The organism is Luteococcus struthionis, assembly GCF_048595755.1.
Taxonomy (GTDB): Bacteria; Actinomycetota; Actinomycetes; order Propionibacteriales; family Propionibacteriaceae; genus Luteococcus.
Map to the genome: position 1 here is coordinate 3084039 of NZ_CP184360.1, position 17449 is coordinate 3101487.

Consider the following 17449-nt stretch of genomic DNA (forward strand, 5'->3'; position numbering starts at 1 on the left):
TTTCCAGTGAATACCGCGACGGGCACCAAGACCCGTTTCCTGCACTGGTTCCTGGCGCGCGACGAGAGCGAGGCGGCCGGCCCCTACGAGGACCCGGACGAGGCGCTCAACCAGAGCCACGTGAAGCCCTGGTTCGCCGTGATGTGCCTGACCGGCGTGGACTACTTCTCCACCCTGGGCTACCAGCCCGGCATCGCCGCGATCGCCGCCGGCAATCTGGCGCCCGTCGCCACCCTGGTGCTGGTGCTCATCACCCTGCTGGGTGCGCTGCCCATGTACCGCTGCGTCGCCAAGGAGAGCCCCAATGGCGACGGCTCCCTGTCGATGCTGGAACGGCTGCTGAGCTTTTGGCCCAGCAAAGTGCTGGTGCTCAGCCTGATCGGCTTCATCGCCACCGGCTTCATCTTCACCATGACGCTCTCGGCCGCCGACGCCACCGCGCACATGGTGGAGAATCCCCTGCTGAAGGATGCGCTGGAGGGACGCCAGGTGCTGGTCACCCTGATGCTGTTGAGCCTGCTGGCAGCGGTCTTCCTCAAGGGCTTCAGCGAGGCGATCGGCGTCGCGGTGCTGCTGGTGGCCTGCTACCTGGGGCTGTCGGTCGTGGTGATCGTGCGGGGCCTGATGGAGGTGGTCACCCACCCCAGCCTGCTGTCCACCTGGAGCACGGTCGCGGTGCAGGACCACGGCAACTGGCTGGGCGTCTTCGGGGCCGCCATGCTGGTCTTCCCGGCGCTGGCCTTGGGCCTGTCCGGCTTCGAGACCGGCGTGCTGGTGATGCCCCAGGTGAAGGGTGATCCCAGCGACACCCGCGGCAACCCTGCCGGACGCATCCGCAACACCCGCAAGCTGCTGGCCACCGCCGCCGTGATGATGAGCGTGTTGCTGATCGGATCCTCGCTGGCCACCACCCTGCTCATCCCCGCGGCCGAATTCCAGCCAGGTGGTGAGGCGAATGGTCGTGCCCTGGCCTATGTGGCCCACGAATTCCTGGGTGAGGGCTTCGGCACCGCCTACGACGTCGCCACCATCGCCATCCTGTGGTTCGCCGGAGCCTCGGCCCTGGCCGGCCTGCTCAACGTGGTCCCCCGGTACCTGCCACGCTTCGGCATGGCCCCCGAATGGGCCCGCGCCGTGCGGCCCTTGGTGGTGGTGATCTGGGCCGTCGCCTCGCTGGTGACCATCATCTTCCGAGCCAGCGTCGACGGCCAGGCCGCCGCCTACGCCACCGGGGTGCTGGCCCTGATGACCTCCGCGGCCGTCGCCGTCGCCCTGACCGAGCTGCGCCGCAGACACTGGCTCAGCGGCGGCTACTTCAGCCTGATCAGCGCCATCTTCGTCTACACCTTCGTGCAGAACGTGCTGACCCAACCCGGCGGATTGTGGATCGCCCTGATGTTCGTGGCCGCGATCATGGTGGTCTCGCTGTGGTCCCGGGCCAGCCGTTCCACCGAGTTGCGCGCCCCGGCCGTCACCCTGGATGCCGACGCCGAACGCATGCTGCGCGAGGCGGTGCAGCAGGAACAACCGCTACGCTTCATCGCACACAAGCGCCACCGCGGGCACCTGGCGGAGTACGACGCCAAGGCGCTCGAGGTGCGGCTTGACAACCACATTCCGCGCACCGCCTCGGTGATCTTCCTGGAGGCCTCCATCGGCGATGCCTCTGACTTCGAGGCGCCCGTCGAGGTCACGGCCGTGCGGGTGGGCCGTCATCGTGTGCTGCGCGCCAGCGGCACGGCGGTGCCCAATGTGTTGGCCGCGGTGCTGCTGGAGGTCAACCGACGAACCCCCGAACCTCCCCACTGCTACTTCGAGTGGTCGGAGCGCAGCCCGATGCAGAACATGACCCGCTTCCTGGTCTCCGGCGAGGGTGACACTCCCCCATTGGTGCACGAGATCCTGCGCAAGGTGGAGCCGGAGGAGCGCTGGCGGCCCCAGCTGCACGTCGGATGAGCCGGGCGGGCCTCAGCCGGCCAGCACCTGGTCGATGCGTTCCAGCTCCTCCGGGGCGAAGTCCAATCGGTCCAGGGTCGCCAGGTTCTGCTCCAACTGGGCCAGCGAACTGGCACTGACCAGCGTTGAGGTGACCCGCTCGTCGCGCAGCACCCAGGCCAGTGCCATCTGCGCCAGACTCTGCCCGCGCTCGTGCGCGATCTCGTTGAGGGCCCGCACCGTCTCGAGGGTGCTCTGGTCGATCTGCTCGGCCAGGTGCGGGGTGCGCGCGGCACGGGAGTCGGCGGGGATGCCGTCGAGGTAGCGGTCGGTCAGGATTCCCTGGTGCAGCGCGCTGAAGGCGATGATGCCCATGCCCTGGTGCTCGCACTCGTCCACCAGGCCGTCCTCGACCCAGCGGTCCAGCATCGAGTACTTGGGCTGGTGGATCAGCAGCGGGGTGCCCAGCTCGGTGGCGATCCGGTTGGCCTCGCGGGTCTGGTCCGGGCTGTAGGAGGAGATGCCGACGTAGAGGGCCTTGCCGCTGCGCACCGCCTGGTCGAGCGCCATCATCGTCTCCTCCAACGGCGTGTCGGCGTCGAAACGATGGCTGTAGAAGATGTCGACGTAGTCCAGCCCCATCCGGGTCAGCGACTGGTCGAGGCTGGACAGCAGGTACTTGCGACTGCCACCGCCCTGACCGTAGGGGCCGGGCCACATGTCGTAACCGGCCTTGGTAGAGATGACCAGCTCGTCGCGGTAGGGCTTGAGGTCGTCGGCGAAGAGCCGACCGAAGTTCAGTTCCGCCTGGCCGTAGGGCGGGCCGTAGTTGTTGGCCAGGTCGATGTGGGTGATGCCCGCGTCGAAGGCGGTACGCACCACCGCGCGCTGCGTCTCACCGCTGGTCAGATCACCGAAGTTGTGCCACAGGCCAAGGCTGAGAACCGGGAGTTTCAAACCCCACTTGCCACAGCGGCGGTAGGGCATGCGTTCATAGCGGTCGGGGGCAGCGAGGTATCCGGTCATGACGCCATTGTGCCCCCGAAAAATCGGTTGCACGCCGCGGGGACGGAGCCGCATCCTTGTCAGGTCGCCCCGGCAGGCAGCGCAACCGGACATCCCGGAAGCTCGCGTCCTGCACATCGCCGTCGGCGACAGGCTGAAACCGATCAGCTCTGGCATCCGGGGGTTCGAGTCCCCCACCGCGACGCACCGCCCGGGACAGCCCCGGCCAAGGCCTTGTGGCGGCCCTGCTCCCACCAGCAGGGCCCGCCCCGCCACGGTCGCGGCCCGGGCGGTGCCTCCCCGAAGCGATGACCGGTTGCAGCATCCATTCCATTGACAGCAACCCTTGAAGGGGGTCGAAGACCATGAAGAGAAGGCTCAGGCACGTCATCGTCGAAAGCCGTGAGGCGGTGCTCAGCTACCGTCACGGACGGCTCGAACAGGCCTTCGGCCCGGGCCGGCACCGCATCGTCCGGGGACGGGACCTGGTCAGTGTCGACACCGGTGTGCAGGTGCTGACGCTCAAGACGCAGGAGGTTCCCTGCGCCGACGACATCGCGGTGAAGGTGACATTGGCGCTGCGTTGGCGAATCATCGACCCCGTCGCCTGGCATGAGGTCTCTGCCGCTCCCCTCGACCTGGTCTACCTGGCCGCCCAAGTGGCCCTGCGTGACGAACTGGCGCGGCACCAGGCCGAGCAGCTGTCCTCGACGCTCCGCACCGATCCCGAGGTCCTGGCCCGCCTGAGCGAAGCCTTGTCCCCGGTGGCTGCCCAGGTTGGCATCACCATCGAGCAGCTGGTGGTGAAGGACCTGCGCCTTCCGTCCGAACTGCGGGAGGCCGTCGCAGCGACCGTCTTGGCGCGACACCGCGGTCAGGCGAAGCTCGAGGAGGCCCGGGCCGAGACGGCCGCGCTGCGTTCACTGGCCAATGCCGCCAAGCTGCTGGAGGCCAACCCTGCCTTGGCGCGCCTGCGGATGGTGGAGGCGGCCCACTACGGGTCGACGCTGGTCGTGGGTGACCTCGATGCCAGGCATGCCACCCCGATGACCCGGTGACTGTTCCGCTGGTGGCTGGTCTGCAGGTGGCTCGTCTGCTGGGGCTTGGGCCGTGGGTGAGTCAGTCGCGCTGGGCGCGCAGCACCGGCACCTGCTCGCGGACCTTGCCCACCAGGTCCAGGTCGAGCTCGGCGAGGAGCAACTCCTCGTCGGGCCCGGCCTCGGCCACCACCTCACCAAGCGGCCCCGCGACCAGCGACCGGCCGACCCCGAAGCTCAACTTGGCCTCGGGATCGAAGGCCTGGTCGCAGCCCAGCACATAGGCCTGCGCGTCCATCGCACGGGCTCGCACCAGCAGATTCCACTGTTCGGCCTTGCGCGGACCGTCTGCCCAGGCGGTGGGCAGCACGACCAGTTCGCATCCTTCCCGCCCCAAGTGGGTGAATTGATCCGCGAAGCGCACGTCGTAACAGGTCGCCAGCCCGATCCGGGTGCTGAGCGCCTCGGTGTGCACGTAGGGCTCACCGGGTTCGGTGTGGTCGGACTCCTTGGTGGAATAGGCGTCGAACAGGTGCACCTTGTCGTAGTGGCTCTGGACCGCCGCCCCATCGGTGACCACGACACGGTTGCGTACCCGCCCGTCCTCGGACGGGACGAAGATCCCCACCGCCAGCAGCACGTCGTGCTCGCGCGCGATGCGGGGAAGTTCGGCCACCCAGCGCTCGGCCCATCGTTCGGCTGCGCTGCGCGGATTGGCACCGAAACGCACCATCGTCGCCTCGGGGAAGACCACGATCTTGGCGCCCTGCTCGGCGGCTCGAGCCGTCCACGTGCTCACCTGCGACAGGTTCTGCTCGGGGTCATCGGTGGCGCGGATCTGGGCCAGCGCCACACGTACCTGATTGCCGTCCATGCCTGCAGCCTAGCCAGCCGGGACCGCACCACCACTTCCTCGTGGGTGGGCGTAGACTCGATCCGGCCATCGACGATCGTCAATATCAGGAGCACGTGTGCGCAGCCTCATCCGCATCCTCACCACCGTCAAGGAATTGCGTTGGTACTACTGGGGCATCATCATCTGCTCGCTGTTGACCGCCGGCACCGCCCTGCTGACCCCCTTCATCATCAAGGAGGCCACCGACGAGGTGGTTGCCAGCCTGCAGGGTCGCGGCGGCGGTCTGTCCGTGGTGATCTGGCTCGCGGTGGCCCTGTTGCTGGCCGATCTGGCCAACACGATCATCAGCAATGTCGGCGGATATCTGGGTGACGTGATGGCGGCGCGGCTGCGCACCCGGCTGAGCCAGCTCTACTTCCACAAACTGCTGACACTCCCCCAGCGCTACTACGACACCGCCTTGACGGGCACCGTGATCAGTCGCCTGAACCGATCGATCACCGAGACGACCCAGTTCCTGCAGAGCGCCAGCAACAACTTCTTCCCGATGCTGCTCACCCTGGTGGCCTCGCTGGCCATCACGGCCTGGTACTCGCCGTGGATCTCGCTGATGCTGCTGGTGGTCTTCCCCACCTACATGTGGCTGACCACCCTCACCAGCAAGAAGTGGCAGAAGCTGGAAGGCGAGAAGAACACCCACGTCGACATCGCCGGTGGCCGCTTCGCCGAGGTGATCGGGCAGATCCGCGTGGTGAAGTCCTTCGTGCAGGAGAAGCGTGAGCTGGCCAGCTTCAGCCGTCACTTCGACGCGACGGTGGGCTTGACCCGCACCCAGTCGCGCTACTGGCACTCGATGGACGCCGCCCGCCGCGGTGCCATGAACCTCATCTTCTTCGGCATCCATGCCTTGATCTTCGTGCGAACCATCCAAGGTGTCTTCACCGTGGGTGTGATGGTGCTGCTGATCCAGCTGGTGAACCTGGCGAAGCAGCCGGCCACCATGATGAGCTACTTGGTCGACACCGCACAGCGCGCCATCGCGGGCAGCAAGGACTACTTCGAGGTGATGGCCGAGGCCCAAGAGCGCGAGGGCCTGGCGGATCCGGTGGTGGGCGCCCGCAAGCAGTTGGCGCCCGGACAGCCGATGATCGAGTTCCGGGAGGCGACCTTCGGCTACGAGGACGGCGACAACGTGGTGCGCGGCGTCAGCTTCGACATCGCGCAGGGTGAGCGGGTGGCCTTCGTCGGCGAGTCCGGCGGAGGCAAGACGACGCTGGTCAGTCTGCTGCTCGGGCTCTACCAGCTGCGCTCGGGACAGGTGAGGGTGGCCGGTCACGACATCACCGAGACCCCCGCCGAGCTGCTGCGCGGCAGCGTGGGCGTCGTCTTCCAGGACGCCAGCCTGTTCAGCGGCACGGTGCGCGAGAACATCGCCTACGCCAACCCCGATGCCACCGACGAACAGATCGAACGCGCCGCCCGCGAGGCCAATGCCCACGACTTCATCATGGGTTTCGAGCACGGCTACGACACGCTGATCGGTGAGCGCGGCCTCAAGCTCTCGGGCGGACAGAAGCAGCGCATCGCCGTCGCCCGCGCCATGCTCAAGGACGCCCCGATCCTGGTGCTCGACGAGGCCACCAGCGCCCTGGACTCCAAGAGCGAACGCCTGGTGCAGCAAGGGCTCGACCGGCTGATGCAGGGACGCACCAGCGTCATCATTGCGCACCGCCTGTCGACCATTGCCAGCGTCGACCGGATCGTCACGCTGCGCGACGGGAAGGTGGACGAGATCGGCACGCCCGAGGAGCTGGCCCAGACCGGCGGCATCTACGCCGAGCTGCTGGCCCTGCAGTCGGGCAGCAAGCGTGACCGCAAGAAGCTCAAGGACTTCGACATCACGGCCTGAACCTGCGGCATTTCGCCGGACCCTGCGGCATCCCGCTTGGCAAGCCGGCCCGGCGCCGCGCCGCTGGCCAGCGGGAGAGGGCTACTTCTTGCCGCCCTTGGGACGCACGATCTTGTGCCCCTGCCAGTCGGGAGCCAGGTTGGCCGGCGCGGTCAGGGCAAGCCCAGCGGTCTGGGCCCCCTCGGCCAGCTCGGTCGGGTCGATGTAGCCGTCGCGGCCGACCTTGGGGGTCATCAACCAGATGACCCCCTTCGTGCCCAGGTCGGTCAGCGCGTCCACGAGGCCGTCGACGACGTCACCGTCGTCCTCGCGCCACCACAGCAGCACCATGTCGACCGCTTCCAAGGCGTCCTCGACGAGATCGGCATCGATGGCGTCCATCACGTCGTTGCGCAGGTCTTCGTCGACATCGGTGTCCCAGCCGATCTCCTGCACGGCCATGCCCTCTGTGACGCCCATCTGCGCGATGCGCTTGGCCGTGTCGTCCTTCTGCCCCGGCTGTGCCGCGGTTACCACCGTCAGTTCCCACTTTCCTGGTTGGCCGGGTCTCTCCCGGCAGTCCTACGTGGTCCAAGCCTGCCAGATCAGCGGCCACAGGTGGTAGTGGGAGTCCCTCACGACGGCGATGCCCGCCCCGGAGAGTCCGGGGCGGGCATCGTTGGTGCTTCGGCGGTTGGGCGACTCAGGCGTCGCCACCGGCGTTGCCGGAGGTACCGGCATTGACGTCCAGCAGCTGGTACTTCTCCGCTGCCTGCAGCGGCCACTCGGCCGGAACCTCGCCCTTGGCGGCCAGCATCTGCAGGGCGCGCACGGCGATCGAGGGACCGTCGATGTGGAAGAAGCGACGGGCAGCCTGACGGGTGTCGGAGAAGCCGAAGCCGTCGGCACCCAGGCTGATGAACTCGCCCGGAACCCAGTTGGAGATCTGGTCCTGCACCGCACGCATGTAGTCGCTGACCGCGACGACGGGGCCGGGACGACCCTCGAGCTGCTGCGTGACGTAGGGAACCTTCTTCTCCTCCTGCGGGTACAGGAAGTTGTGCTCGTCGCACTCCAGGCCGTCGCGGCGCAGCTCACCCCAGCTGGTGACGCTCCACACGTCGGCGACGACGCCGAAGTCCTTCTTCAGCAGCTCCTGCGCCTCCAGCGCCCACGGGACGCCCACGCCCGAGGCCAGCAGCTGCGCACGACGAGCATCCTCGCCGACTCCCTCGAAGCTGCCCTCCTTGAGCAGGTACATGCCCTTGAGGATGCCGTCGGTGTCGATGCCCTCCGGCTCCTTCGGCATGACGATCGGCTCGTTGTAGACCGTCAGGTAGTAGATGACGTCCTCGGGATCCTCGCCGTACATGCGACGCAGACCGTCCTTGACGATGTGCGCGATCTCGTAGGAGTAGGCCGGGTCATAGCTGACGATGGCCGGGTTGGTGGAGGCCAGCAGCGGGCTGTGGCCGTCCATGTGCTGGGTGCCCTCACCGGTCAGCGTGGTGCGCCCCGCGGTGGCACCCACCAGGAAGCCACGGCCCAGCTGGTCGGCGACGGCCCAGATCGAGTCGCCGGTGCGCTGGAAGCCGAACATCGAGTAGAAGATGTAGATCGGCACCATCGGCACGCCGTGGGTGGAGTACGACGTGGCCGCGGCGGTGAAGGCCGCCATCGAACCGGCCTCGTTGATGCCCAGGTGCAAGATCTGACCGTTCTTGGCCTCGCGGTAGCTGAGCATCAGCTCGTGGTCCACCGGGGTGTAGTTCTGGCCGTGCGGGTTGTAGATCTTGATCGTCGGGAAGAACGAGTCCATGCCGAAGGTGCGGGCCTCGTCGGGGATGATCGGCACGACGTGGGGAGCGAACTCCTTGTCGCGCATCAGGTCCTTCAGCAGGCGCACGAAGGCCATCGTCGAGGCGATCTGCTGGTTGCCGGAGCCCTTCTTCACACCGGCATAGGCCTTCTCCTCCGGCAGCTTGATCGCGCGGGTGGCCTTGCGTCGACGCTCGGGGACGAAACCGCCCAGCTCACGACGACGCTCCATCATGTACTTGATGCGCTCGTCGTCGGGGCCCGGGTTCACGTACGGCGGCTGGTAGGGATTCTCCTCCAGCTGCGCGTCGGTGATCGGCATCTGCAGGCGGTCGCGGAAGCCCTTCAGGTCGTCCAGCGCCAGCTTCTTCATCTGGTGCGTGGCATTGCGACCGGCGAAGTGCGTGCCCAAGAAGTAGCCCTTGATGGTCTGGGCGAGGATCACGGTCGGCGCGCCGGTGAACTCCGTGGCGCTCTTGTAGGCCGCGTAGACCTTCTGGTAGTCGTGGCCGCCGCGCTTGAGGTTCCAGACCTCCTCGTCGCTCCAGTCGGCAACCATCGCCGCGGTGCGCGGATCCTTGTTGAAGAAGTGCTCACGCACGTAGGCGCCGTCATTGGCCTTGAAGGTCTGGTAGTCGCCATCGGGCGTGGCATTCATCAGGTTCACCAGGGCGCCCTCGGTGTCCTGGGCCAGCAGCGGATCCCAACCACGGCCCCAGATGACCTTGATCACGTTCCAGCCGGCACCGCGGAAGAAGGCCTCCAGCTCCTGGATGATCTTGCCGTTGCCGCGCACCGGTCCGTCGAGGCGCTGCAGGTTGCAGTTGACGACGAAGGTGAGGTTGTCGAGCTCCTCGTTGGCGGCCAGCTGGAGCATGCCGCGCGACTCGGGCTCGTCCATCTCGCCGTCGCCCAGGAAGGCCCACACGCGCTGGTCGGAGGTGTCCTTGATGCCGCGATTGTGCAGGTAGCGGTTGAACTGCGCCTGGTAGATCGCGTTCATCGGGCCGATGCCCATGCTCACCGTCGGGAACTGCCAGAAGTCGGGCAGCTGGTGCGGGTGCGGGTAGGACGGCAGGGCGCGGATCTTGCCGTCGACGATGTGGCTCTTCTCCTGGCGGAAGCCGTCCAGGTCGGCCTCGCTGAGGCGGCCCTCCAGGAAGGCGCGGGCGTACATGCCGGGGCTGGCGTGGCCCTGGAAGAAGATCTGGTCGCCGCCACCGGGGTGGTCCTGTCCACGCCAGAAGTGGTTCAGGCCGACCTCGTAGAGGGTCGCCGCGGAGGCATAGGAGGCGATGTGGCCACCCACACCGATGCCCGGACGCTGGGCGCGGTGCACCGTCATGGCGGCATTCCAACGCAGCAGGCGGCGGTAGCCGCGCTCCAGCTGCTCGTCGCCGGGGTAGCTCGGCTCCTGCGACGGGGGGATGGTGTTGACGTAGTCGGTGCTGGTCAGCGACGGAACGCCGATCTGGCGCTCGCGGGAACGCTCCAGCAACTTCAGCATCACGTAACGGGCCCGGTTGCGGCCCTCCGCATCGATGATGCCGTCCAGCGACTCCAACCACTCCGCGGTCTCCTGCGGATCGGCGTCGGGGAGATTCGTGGGCAGGCCGTTGATGATCGGGCCCGGTTCCTCGCGTGGGATCACGCTGCGTCCTTTCTGTTTCCGAACGTCACCTCGCACACCGCGGTGCCGCTCGGTTCATCTTCCACCCACCGCAAACTTTTGTCACGGTCGGGGCATTGTCAATTGCCTGCAGCTGTCTGGTCCAGTCTGTCAGATTTCACAAGTCACCTCACGGGTGTCATCGGTGATCCAGTCCGACCACGACCCCGCATGCAGCCACAGTCCGTCCACGCCGGCGGCCTGGCCGGCCAACAGCACTCGGGTGGCGGTCAGGCCAGAGCCGCAGGTCAGCACGTCGCCCTCCCGCAATTCCCCGATGCGCTGGCCCACCTGGTCGGCGGGCAGGTTCACCGCGCCGGGGATGTGGCCGGCCACCGGATCGATCGGTTCATGCTCGCCGCGGAAGCGCTGCTCGGCGCGGACGTCGACCACACGGTGCCCGGCATCCTGCATCCCCGGCAGGTCGTCGGAGGAGACCACGGGCAGGCGACCGGGAAGCGCCACGAAATCACCCTCGGCGGCCTGCACCGGCTGCTGGGTGAGCTCTCCCCCGGACTGCCGCCAGGCCTCGATGCCTCCCGCCAGCACCCGCACCCTGTCATGGCCGTGGTGCCGGAGCAGCCACCACAGGCGGGCGGCACCCATGCAGTCGCCGGAATCGAGGGCGACCACCGGCTGGCCGACACGAAGCCCCACCCGGCGCATCACCTGCTGGAAGTCGGTCTGGCTCGGCAGCGGGTGGCGTCCACCCCGCCCATCGGGCCGTGGTGCCGAGAGCTCATGCTCCACGTCGACGAAGACGGACCCGGGCACGTGAGCGGCGCGGTACTGGGCCAGTCCCCAGTCGGGCTGGCCCAAGCGAAAGCGCACGTCGACGACCAGTGGAGCATCCGGCTGCCGCATCCGTTCCCGCAGCTCGACGGCGTCGATCAGCACGTCATGCCTGGTCATCGTCGCCCTCCTGGAAGGGAAGTTGGTCGGGTCGCAGCTGCTGCGCCGAACGCTTCTTGGTGAGCTGCTGGCGGTGGTGTCGTCGGCACAACACCTCATAGCGAACCACGCTGCCCGGCCGTCCGGAAGCCTCCTCGGTTTCGGCCACGTCGCCCACGACCACCTGGCTGCCCTCCACGACCATCACCCCGTCCACGGTTCGGGCATTGTGGGTGGCACGCTGGCCGCACCAGCACAACGGCTGCACCTGCAGCCGCTCCACCCGGTCGGCCAGCTCCACCAGTCGCTTGGAACCGGGGAACATCTCGGTGCGAAAGTCGCTGAGGATGCCGAAGGCGAACACGTCGATGCCCAGCTCGTCGACGATGCGGGCAAGTTCGTCCACCTGGGCGGGCAGGAAGAACTGGGTCTCGTCGCAGATCAGGTAGTCGAGGCGCCCGCCGGCGGTCAGGTGGCCGACGACGTGCTCCAGGAAACTGAACTGGTCGTCCACCTCGGTGGCGGCCTGCGACAGGCCGATGCGGCTGGTGATGACCGCCTCGCCCGCACGGTCGAAACGGGTGAACAGCTGCCCCACCCGGTCATGCGAGCTCTGCGTGTAGTCCATCTGCAGGGCCAGGGTGGACTTGCCGCAGTCCATCGGCCCGGTGAAGAAGACGAGTTCTGCCATCGGCCTCACCAACTCGCCGGGTGGTCGACGAGCAGCGGCACCTGCATCTCGGCGGGAGTCAACGAGCCGTGTTGCCCCACCAGGCCGAGTTCGCGCGGCAGTGCGCGCGTCATGACGGCCCAGTCGTCGCGCATGGCCACCAGCACGTCGCCGAAGCGATCACGAAGGCTCGCATCCATCGGGCCGAACCAACCGGCCTCGACGGCCTGCACCCGGCTCACCACCAGGGCACGCTCCCCCAGCTCGGCTTCCCACCGCCGCTGCACCGCGCCGGGTTCACTGGTCCACAACTGACGCAAGCGGCCCTCACCAGCGAAGACGTCGACGCCCTGCAGCAGGGCGGGGCTGTCCTCCACCAGGACGTGGCGTTCGGCGGACACGTCGATCATCCCGTGGTCGCCGGTGACCAGCAGGCACACCTGGTCATCCAGCGCCTCGCGCAGCTGGGCGGCGAAACCGTCGATGCTGGTCAGGGCGTCCAGCCATTCCTGCGAGGCGACGCCCTTGCCGTGCCCGGTGTGGTCCAGGGTGCGCTCGTAGACGTAGACGACATTGCGGGAGCCTTCCCGGCTGGCGGCCACGCTGGCCTCGATCCGGGCAGGGTGGTCCAGTTCGTCGACGCCGACGAAGCGGGGGCCCCGCAGCGCGGTGGTGGTCAGCCCCGAGCCGGCGAAACGCTCCAGACCCACCGACGTGACCGTCACCCCGGCGGCCGCGAGGCGTTCGAACATGGTGGCCTTGGGCTGGAAGCCCAGCAGGTCGTCGGGGCCTCCTTCCCAGGTGAGGGCATTCATCGCGTGGCTGCATCCGGGAGCGCGGAAGGAATAGCCGGCGGTGCCGTGCTGCCCCGGCACCAGTCCCGTGCCCAGACAGGTCAGCGAGGTGGCCGTGGTGGAGGGGACGCCGCTGGTCAGCCGCACCGCGTCGCCGTAGACCTCGCTGAAGTATTCGGTGTGCTGCAGGCTCTGGCGCAGCAGCTGGTCTCCCAGGCCGTCCACCAGCAGCACCACATAGGACTCGGCCGACGGCAGGCCCAGCACGTCCCGATCGCAGCCCGGCACGCCCAGGTGCGCCCCGATGCTGGGCAGCAGGTCACTCAGCGCCGAGTGGCCGTAGCGCGGCAGGATGAAGTCGTCGGGAATCTGCACCTGGCTCACCGCTGGGCCCCCACCAGCTGTTGCAGCGTGGTGGCGAAGCTCACCAGGCGGGTCACCTGCTCGGCACCGTCGGCGGTGACGCTCATCCGCACGGTGATGTCGTCCCCCACCACGCTGCCGGAATAGCCGTGGTCGGCGGTGCAGGACTGGTCGGCGCAGGCCGCCGGTTCCAGGTCGATGCGGCGCATCGTGCCCCAGCCCAGGGTCAGCCAGGTCTCGACCACCTCGGACCCGGGCGTGCCGAAGGTCTGGGGGCGGGAGACCACGCGGCTCAGCGAGACCTGTGAGACCGAACGCAGCGGCATCGCCTCACAGCTGGTCACGGCCCGGTCGCTGGGGGTGGGATGGCCCAGCGCGTCGGTGGCCGGACCGTCGTCGGTGTGCACCACCAGCAGTCTGGTGTCGGTGACCACCAGGACGGTGACGTGGCGATGGATCTCGTCGTGGGCGAAGGTGGCCTCGTGGTGCACCAGGTGGGTCACCACCTGCTCGTCTCCGAGCGCCAGCGCCACCGAGTCGGTGACGAACTCCGGAAAGTAGCCGCAGTCGGCGATCTGGGCCCGTAGCTCGGCGGGCAGACAGGAGGCATTCACCCGGCCATGCTCCCATGTCGGTACAGTTCGACGCATGTCGACCAGACCATTCCTCGGAGCCCGCGCCGAGGAGTTTGCCCGCACGCGCATCAACCGGCGTCTCGAGACGGCCTCCTGGCGCCCGACGGTGATCCCCTACGTCGGCTACGGAACCAGCGACCACATCCGGGTGCTGGCCCGGGTGGTGCTCACCCCGCGCGATGCCCGCAGCCAGCTGGGTCAGGCGGCCGAGGGATTCCTGCAACAACGAGGCTGGCGCAACTTCCTCAGCGCCCCGGTGCCCCGCGCCGAGGTGACGGTGCAGATGAAGGGCTCGCGCATGCAGGTGCGCGCCGACCGCGGTGGTTATGTGGACATGCGGCTGACCATCGAGGGGCTCGAGCCGGGTGTGCACGAGGCCGAGGTGATCACCGGAGACGGGCAGGTCTCCAAGGTTCCCGTCCAGGTGGTCAGCAGCGAGGAGACCTTCGGCCTGGTCAGCGACCTGGACGACACCGTCATCTCCACCTCGCTGCCCCGACTGTTCATCGCGGCCTGGAACTCCTTCGTCGTCACCGAGGAGGGACGACGTGCCGTTCCCGGCATGGCACGGATGTACCAGCAGATGCTGGCCGAGCACCCCGGCGCCCCGGTGATCTATGTCTCCACCGGCTCGTGGAACACCCACGCCTTCCTCAACCGCTTCCTCACCCGGCACGGCTTCCCCAAGGGCGCCATGCTGTTGACCGACTGGGGCCCCACCCACACCGGCTGGTTCCGCAGCGGCCCCGACCACAAGCGGCTCTCGCTGCGCGAGCTGGCGCGCGACTTCCCCAACATTCGTTGGGTGCTGGTGGGTGACGACGGCCAGCATGACCCCGGGCTGTATGCCGAGTTCGCCGAACTCCAACCCGACCGGGTGCGCGCGATCGCGATTCGCGAGCTGTCGATGACCGAGCAGGTGCTGGCCCACGGCTCCACCACGGTGCTCAGCGACGACGACCACCTGGCCTGGCGTCCACAGCGGGCGCCCGAGGTGCGCGGCCGTGACGGCGACGAACTGTGGCCCAAACTGCAGGCCGTGCTGGCCCAGAACCCAGACTGAACGGCAATGCCCGTCAGAAGTTGGCCTCATACGGCGTTGGACACGTTCAAATTTCCTTGGCGCGCGTTTTTCGACCAACTTCTGACGGGATTTTCCGCGCCGGGCCTCAGGCGTCCTCGGAGTGCGGGCCCACTCCCCAAGATCGTCCAGTTCCTCAGACCGTCCATTTCCCCAAATCATCAATGTCCCCGGCCCCTTCACCGCCCTGGGCCGCTCATCCACCGCCTCCGCACGGGCCGTCCCGGCGCGCCGTGCGAGGCGAGCGCCCGTCATCGGTGAAAATGTGGGGTCACGCAAGACCCGAAGGAGCATCCCGCCTTGGCGACCAGGAAGACCCGTTCCACCGACGAGACCGACGAGGACTACACCGAGCGGATCGTCGACGTCGACGTCTCGAGCGAGATGGAGACCAGCTTCCTCGAATACGCGTACTCGGTCATCTACGCCCGCGCCCTGCCCGATGCGCGCGACGGTCTCAAGCCGGTGCAGCGCCGCATCCTGTACTCGATGGACGACATGGGCGTGCGCCCCGACAAGGGCCACGTCAAGAGTGCCCGCGTCGTCGGCGAGGTGATGGGCAAGCTGCACCCGCACGGTGACACCGCGATCTACGACGCACTGGTGCGCACCGCGCAGAGCTGGTCGATGCGCCTGCCCCTGGTGGACGGGCACGGCAACTTCGGTTCGCTGGATGCCGGCCCGGCCGCGATGCGTTACACCGAGTGCCGGATGGCCCCCTCGGCGATGGCGATGACCGCCGGGCTGGACGAGGACACCGTCGACTTCAAGCCGAACTACGACGGCAAGCAGACCGAACCCTCGGTGCTGCCGTCGGCCTTCCCCAACCTGCTGGTCAACGGCGCCACCGGCATCGCGGTGGGCATGGCCACCAACATGCCGCCACACAACCTGGTGGAGGTGGTGCAGGGGCTGCGCCACCTGATCAAGCACCCCGAGGCCAGCCTCGAGGAGTTGATGCGCTTCATCCCCGGCCCGGACCTGCCCACCGGAGGCAAGATCATCGGGCTGGACGGCATCGCCGACGCCTATGCCACCGGCCGCGGCTCCTTCAAGATCCGCGCCACGGCCCGCATCGAGCAGGTCAGCCCCCGCCGCAAGGGCATCGTGGTCACCGAGCTGCCCTACACGGTGGGCCCCGAGAAGATCATCGAGCAGGTGAAGACCCTTGTGCAGAACAAGAAGATCACCGGCATCGCCGACATCAAGGACCTCTCCGACATCAACAACCCCACGCGCTTGGTGATCGAGGTCAAGAACGGCATCAATCCCGAGGCGATGCTGCAGCAGCTCTACAAGAGCACCAAGCTGCAGGACTCCTTCGGCATCAACAATGTCGCCCTGGTGGACGGCCAGCCCAGCACGCTGGGACTCAAGGACCTGCTCGAGGTCTACCTGCAGCACCGCTTCGACGTGACGCTGCGCCGCACGAAGTTCCGGCTGGGCAAGGCCACCGACCGGCTGCACATCGTCGAGGGCCGGCTGCTGGCCATCGTCGACATCGACGACGTCATCGCCATCATCCGCAGCTCCGACGATGCCAACGAGGCGCGCACCCGCTTGATGGAGGCCTTCGAACTCACCGAGGTGCAGGCCAACGACATCCTCGACATCCCGCTGCGGCGCCTGACCAAGTTCAGCGTCATCGAGCTGGAGAAGGAACGCACGGAGCTGGAGCAGACCATCGCCCGGCTCACCGAGATCATCGAGGACCGTGAGGTGCTGGCCGCCCTGGTCAGCGACGAGCTGGCGGAGGTGGCCAAGACCTACGGCGATCCGCGCCGCACCGTGCTGCTGGCCAGCTCGGGTGAGGTCACCGGCGCGCAGGCGACCCCGCTCGAGGTGCCCGATGCGCCCTGCTGGGTGATGATGAGCGCCACCGGCCTGCTGGCCCGGATGGACACCCCCGACGAGATCTCGATCGGGGGCGGCCGAGCGCAGCACGACGTGGTGGTCAGCGCCATCCGCACCACCAGCCGTGCCGACTTCGGCGTGATCACCAACCGGGGCAGGCTGATCCGGGCCCGGGCCATCGAACTGCCCACCGTGGTGCCCACGGCCAGCTCGCCGAACCTCAAGGGCGGTTCCCGTGCCACCGAGCTCTATGCCTTCGACAAGGACGAACGTCCCATCGCCCTGACCAGCCTGGACGAGAAGTCCTTGGGCCTGGCAGTCGGCACCCGTCAGGGCGTGGTCAAGCGCGTCAATCCCGAGGTCTTGAACAAGGACTCCTGGGAGATCATCCGGCTGGCGCCCAAGGACGAGCTGGTCGGGGCGGTGGAGCTGGGCGATGAGAACCAGCACCTGGTCTTCGTCTCCAGCGACGCGCAGCTGCTGCACTTCGCCGCCAGTGCGGTGCGTTCTCAGGGCCGTGCCGGCGGCGGTGTGGCCGGCATCAAGCTGGGCAAGGACGCCCACGCCATCTGGTTCGGTGCGGCCCCCGCCCAGGGCTCGGTGGTGGTGACGGTCTCCGGATCCTCCGATGCCATCCCCGGCACCGAGGCCGGTTCGGTGAAGGTGAGTCCCTTCGATGAGTACCCCGCCAAGGGGCGTGCCACCGGCGGTGTGCGGTGTCATCGCTTCCTGCGCGGTGAGGATGCCTTGGTGCTTGCCTGGGCCGGGCCGGAGCCCGCGGTGGCCTGCGCCGCCAGCGGTGCCGCCGTCGATCTGCCCCCGGCCACCGGCCGGCGTGATGGCTCGGGCATCCCCAGTGCCCAGCCCATCGCCGCGGTCTCGACGCGGGCGCTGGGGCGTCGCACCGGCGCGGGCGATGCCGCAGACCAGGCCGAGGACCGCCAGGACGAGGT

12 protein-coding genes and 1 pseudogene are annotated in these 17449 nt (G+C 67.9%); 5 read left to right on the forward strand and 8 right to left on the reverse strand.

Annotation, left to right across the window (positions count from 1 at the left end; all coding sequences use genetic code 11):
- The first annotated feature begins 6 nt into the window (after positions 1 to 6).
- On the forward strand, positions 7 to 1956 hold the full coding sequence (locus tag ACOAMO_RS14375; protein WP_420175423.1) for an amino acid transporter: 1950 nt from the start codon (positions 7 to 9) through the stop codon (positions 1954 to 1956).
- A 12-nt stretch (positions 1957 to 1968) separates the two neighbouring features.
- Here ACOAMO_RS14375 and mgrA read toward each other — a convergent pair whose 3' ends face one another.
- Positions 1969 to 2961 carry an L-glyceraldehyde 3-phosphate reductase gene (gene mgrA, locus ACOAMO_RS14380; protein ID WP_420175424.1) on the reverse strand — a complete coding sequence of 331 codons (993 nt, stop codon included), beginning with the start codon at positions 2959 to 2961 and terminating at the stop codon, positions 1969 to 1971.
- Positions 2962 to 3305: 344 nt separating this feature from the next.
- Here mgrA and ACOAMO_RS14385 point away from each other — a divergent pair, with 344 nt between their 5' ends.
- Entirely contained in the window at positions 3306 to 3998 is a 693-nt protein-coding gene (locus ACOAMO_RS14385) for a slipin family protein (protein WP_420175425.1), read from the forward strand.
- A gap of 61 nt (positions 3999 to 4059) precedes the next feature.
- Here ACOAMO_RS14385 and ACOAMO_RS14390 read toward each other — a convergent pair whose 3' ends face one another.
- Positions 4060 to 4851, reverse strand: a complete 792-nt coding sequence (locus ACOAMO_RS14390) for a nitrilase-related carbon-nitrogen hydrolase (RefSeq protein WP_420175426.1) — start codon at positions 4849 to 4851, stop codon at positions 4060 to 4062.
- 97 nt (positions 4852 to 4948) lie between these two features.
- Here ACOAMO_RS14390 and ACOAMO_RS14395 point away from each other — a divergent pair, with 97 nt between their 5' ends.
- On the forward strand, positions 4949 to 6742 hold the full coding sequence (locus tag ACOAMO_RS14395) for an ABC transporter ATP-binding protein (protein ID WP_420175427.1): 1794 nt from the start codon (positions 4949 to 4951) through the stop codon (positions 6740 to 6742).
- 81 nt (positions 6743 to 6823) lie between these two features.
- On the opposite strand, the gene ACOAMO_RS14400 is transcribed toward ACOAMO_RS14395, so the two are convergent.
- The 6 genes from ACOAMO_RS14400 to ACOAMO_RS14425 all read right to left on the reverse strand — a co-directional run bounded on the left by ACOAMO_RS14400 (position 6824) and on the right by ACOAMO_RS14425 (position 13576).
- Complete coding sequence (locus ACOAMO_RS14400; RefSeq protein ID WP_420177062.1) at positions 6824 to 7201, reverse strand: DUF3052 domain-containing protein; 378 nt, start codon at positions 7199 to 7201, stop codon at positions 6824 to 6826.
- 223 nt (positions 7202 to 7424) lie between these two features.
- Positions 7425 to 10190 (reverse strand): pyruvate dehydrogenase (acetyl-transferring), homodimeric type, encoded by a 2766-nt coding sequence (gene aceE, locus ACOAMO_RS14405; protein ID WP_420175428.1) that lies wholly within the window; start codon positions 10188 to 10190, stop codon positions 7425 to 7427.
- 129 nt (positions 10191 to 10319) lie between these two features.
- Complete coding sequence (locus tag ACOAMO_RS14410) at positions 10320 to 11120, reverse strand: sulfurtransferase (RefSeq protein WP_420175429.1); 801 nt, start codon at positions 11118 to 11120, stop codon at positions 10320 to 10322.
- A complete protein-coding gene (locus tag ACOAMO_RS14415; protein ID WP_420175430.1) occupies positions 11107 to 11790 on the reverse strand; it encodes a thymidine kinase in 684 nt (227 codons plus the stop codon). The genes ACOAMO_RS14410 and ACOAMO_RS14415 overlap by 14 nt, the downstream gene beginning before the upstream one ends.
- 5 nt (positions 11791 to 11795) lie before the next feature.
- The gene (locus ACOAMO_RS14420; protein WP_420177063.1) at positions 11796 to 12938 is read right to left on the reverse strand and encodes an alkaline phosphatase family protein; all 1143 of its coding nucleotides are present in this window, start codon (positions 12936 to 12938) and stop codon (positions 11796 to 11798) included.
- A 5-nt stretch (positions 12939 to 12943) separates the two neighbouring features.
- Positions 12944 to 13576, reverse strand: a complete 633-nt coding sequence (locus tag ACOAMO_RS14425; RefSeq protein WP_420175431.1) for a DUF5998 family protein — start codon at positions 13574 to 13576, stop codon at positions 12944 to 12946.
- Here ACOAMO_RS14425 and ACOAMO_RS14430 point away from each other — a divergent pair.
- Positions 13575 to 14624: an App1 family protein gene (locus ACOAMO_RS14430; protein ID WP_420175432.1), complete on the forward strand. Its 1050-nt coding sequence runs from the start codon at positions 13575 to 13577 to the stop codon at positions 14622 to 14624. The two genes, ACOAMO_RS14425 and ACOAMO_RS14430, sit on opposite strands and share 2 nt — an antisense overlap.
- 402 nt (positions 14625 to 15026) lie before the next feature.
- Positions 15027 to 17385: pseudogene (locus ACOAMO_RS14435) on the forward strand (DNA gyrase/topoisomerase IV subunit A); the annotation flags it as partial.
- Between the last annotated feature and the right edge of the window lie 64 nt (positions 17386 to 17449).

What these genes read in the sequence shown, in the direction of transcription:
- ACOAMO_RS14415 (WP_420175430.1), bottom strand. Translation starts at nt 11,790, where the DNA reads ATGGCAGAACTCGTCTTCTTCACCGGGCCGATGGACTGCGGCAAGTCC.
- ACOAMO_RS14410 (WP_420175429.1), bottom strand. Translation starts at nt 11,120, where the DNA reads ATGACCAGGCATGACGTGCTGATCGACGCCGTCGAGCTGCGGGAACGG.
- ACOAMO_RS14430 (WP_420175432.1), top strand. Translation starts at nt 13,575, where the DNA reads ATGTCGACCAGACCATTCCTCGGAGCCCGCGCCGAGGAGTTTGCCCGC.
- mgrA (WP_420175424.1), bottom strand. Translation starts at nt 2,961, where the DNA reads ATGACCGGATACCTCGCTGCCCCCGACCGCTATGAACGCATGCCCTAC.
- ACOAMO_RS14390 (WP_420175426.1), bottom strand. Translation starts at nt 4,851, where the DNA reads ATGGACGGCAATCAGGTACGTGTGGCGCTGGCCCAGATCCGCGCCACC.
- ACOAMO_RS14400 (WP_420177062.1), bottom strand. Translation starts at nt 7,201, where the DNA reads ATGGGCGTCACAGAGGGCATGGCCGTGCAGGAGATCGGCTGGGACACC.
- ACOAMO_RS14385 (WP_420175425.1), top strand. Translation starts at nt 3,306, where the DNA reads ATGAAGAGAAGGCTCAGGCACGTCATCGTCGAAAGCCGTGAGGCGGTG.
- ACOAMO_RS14425 (WP_420175431.1), bottom strand. Translation starts at nt 13,576, where the DNA reads ATGCGTCGAACTGTACCGACATGGGAGCATGGCCGGGTGAATGCCTCC.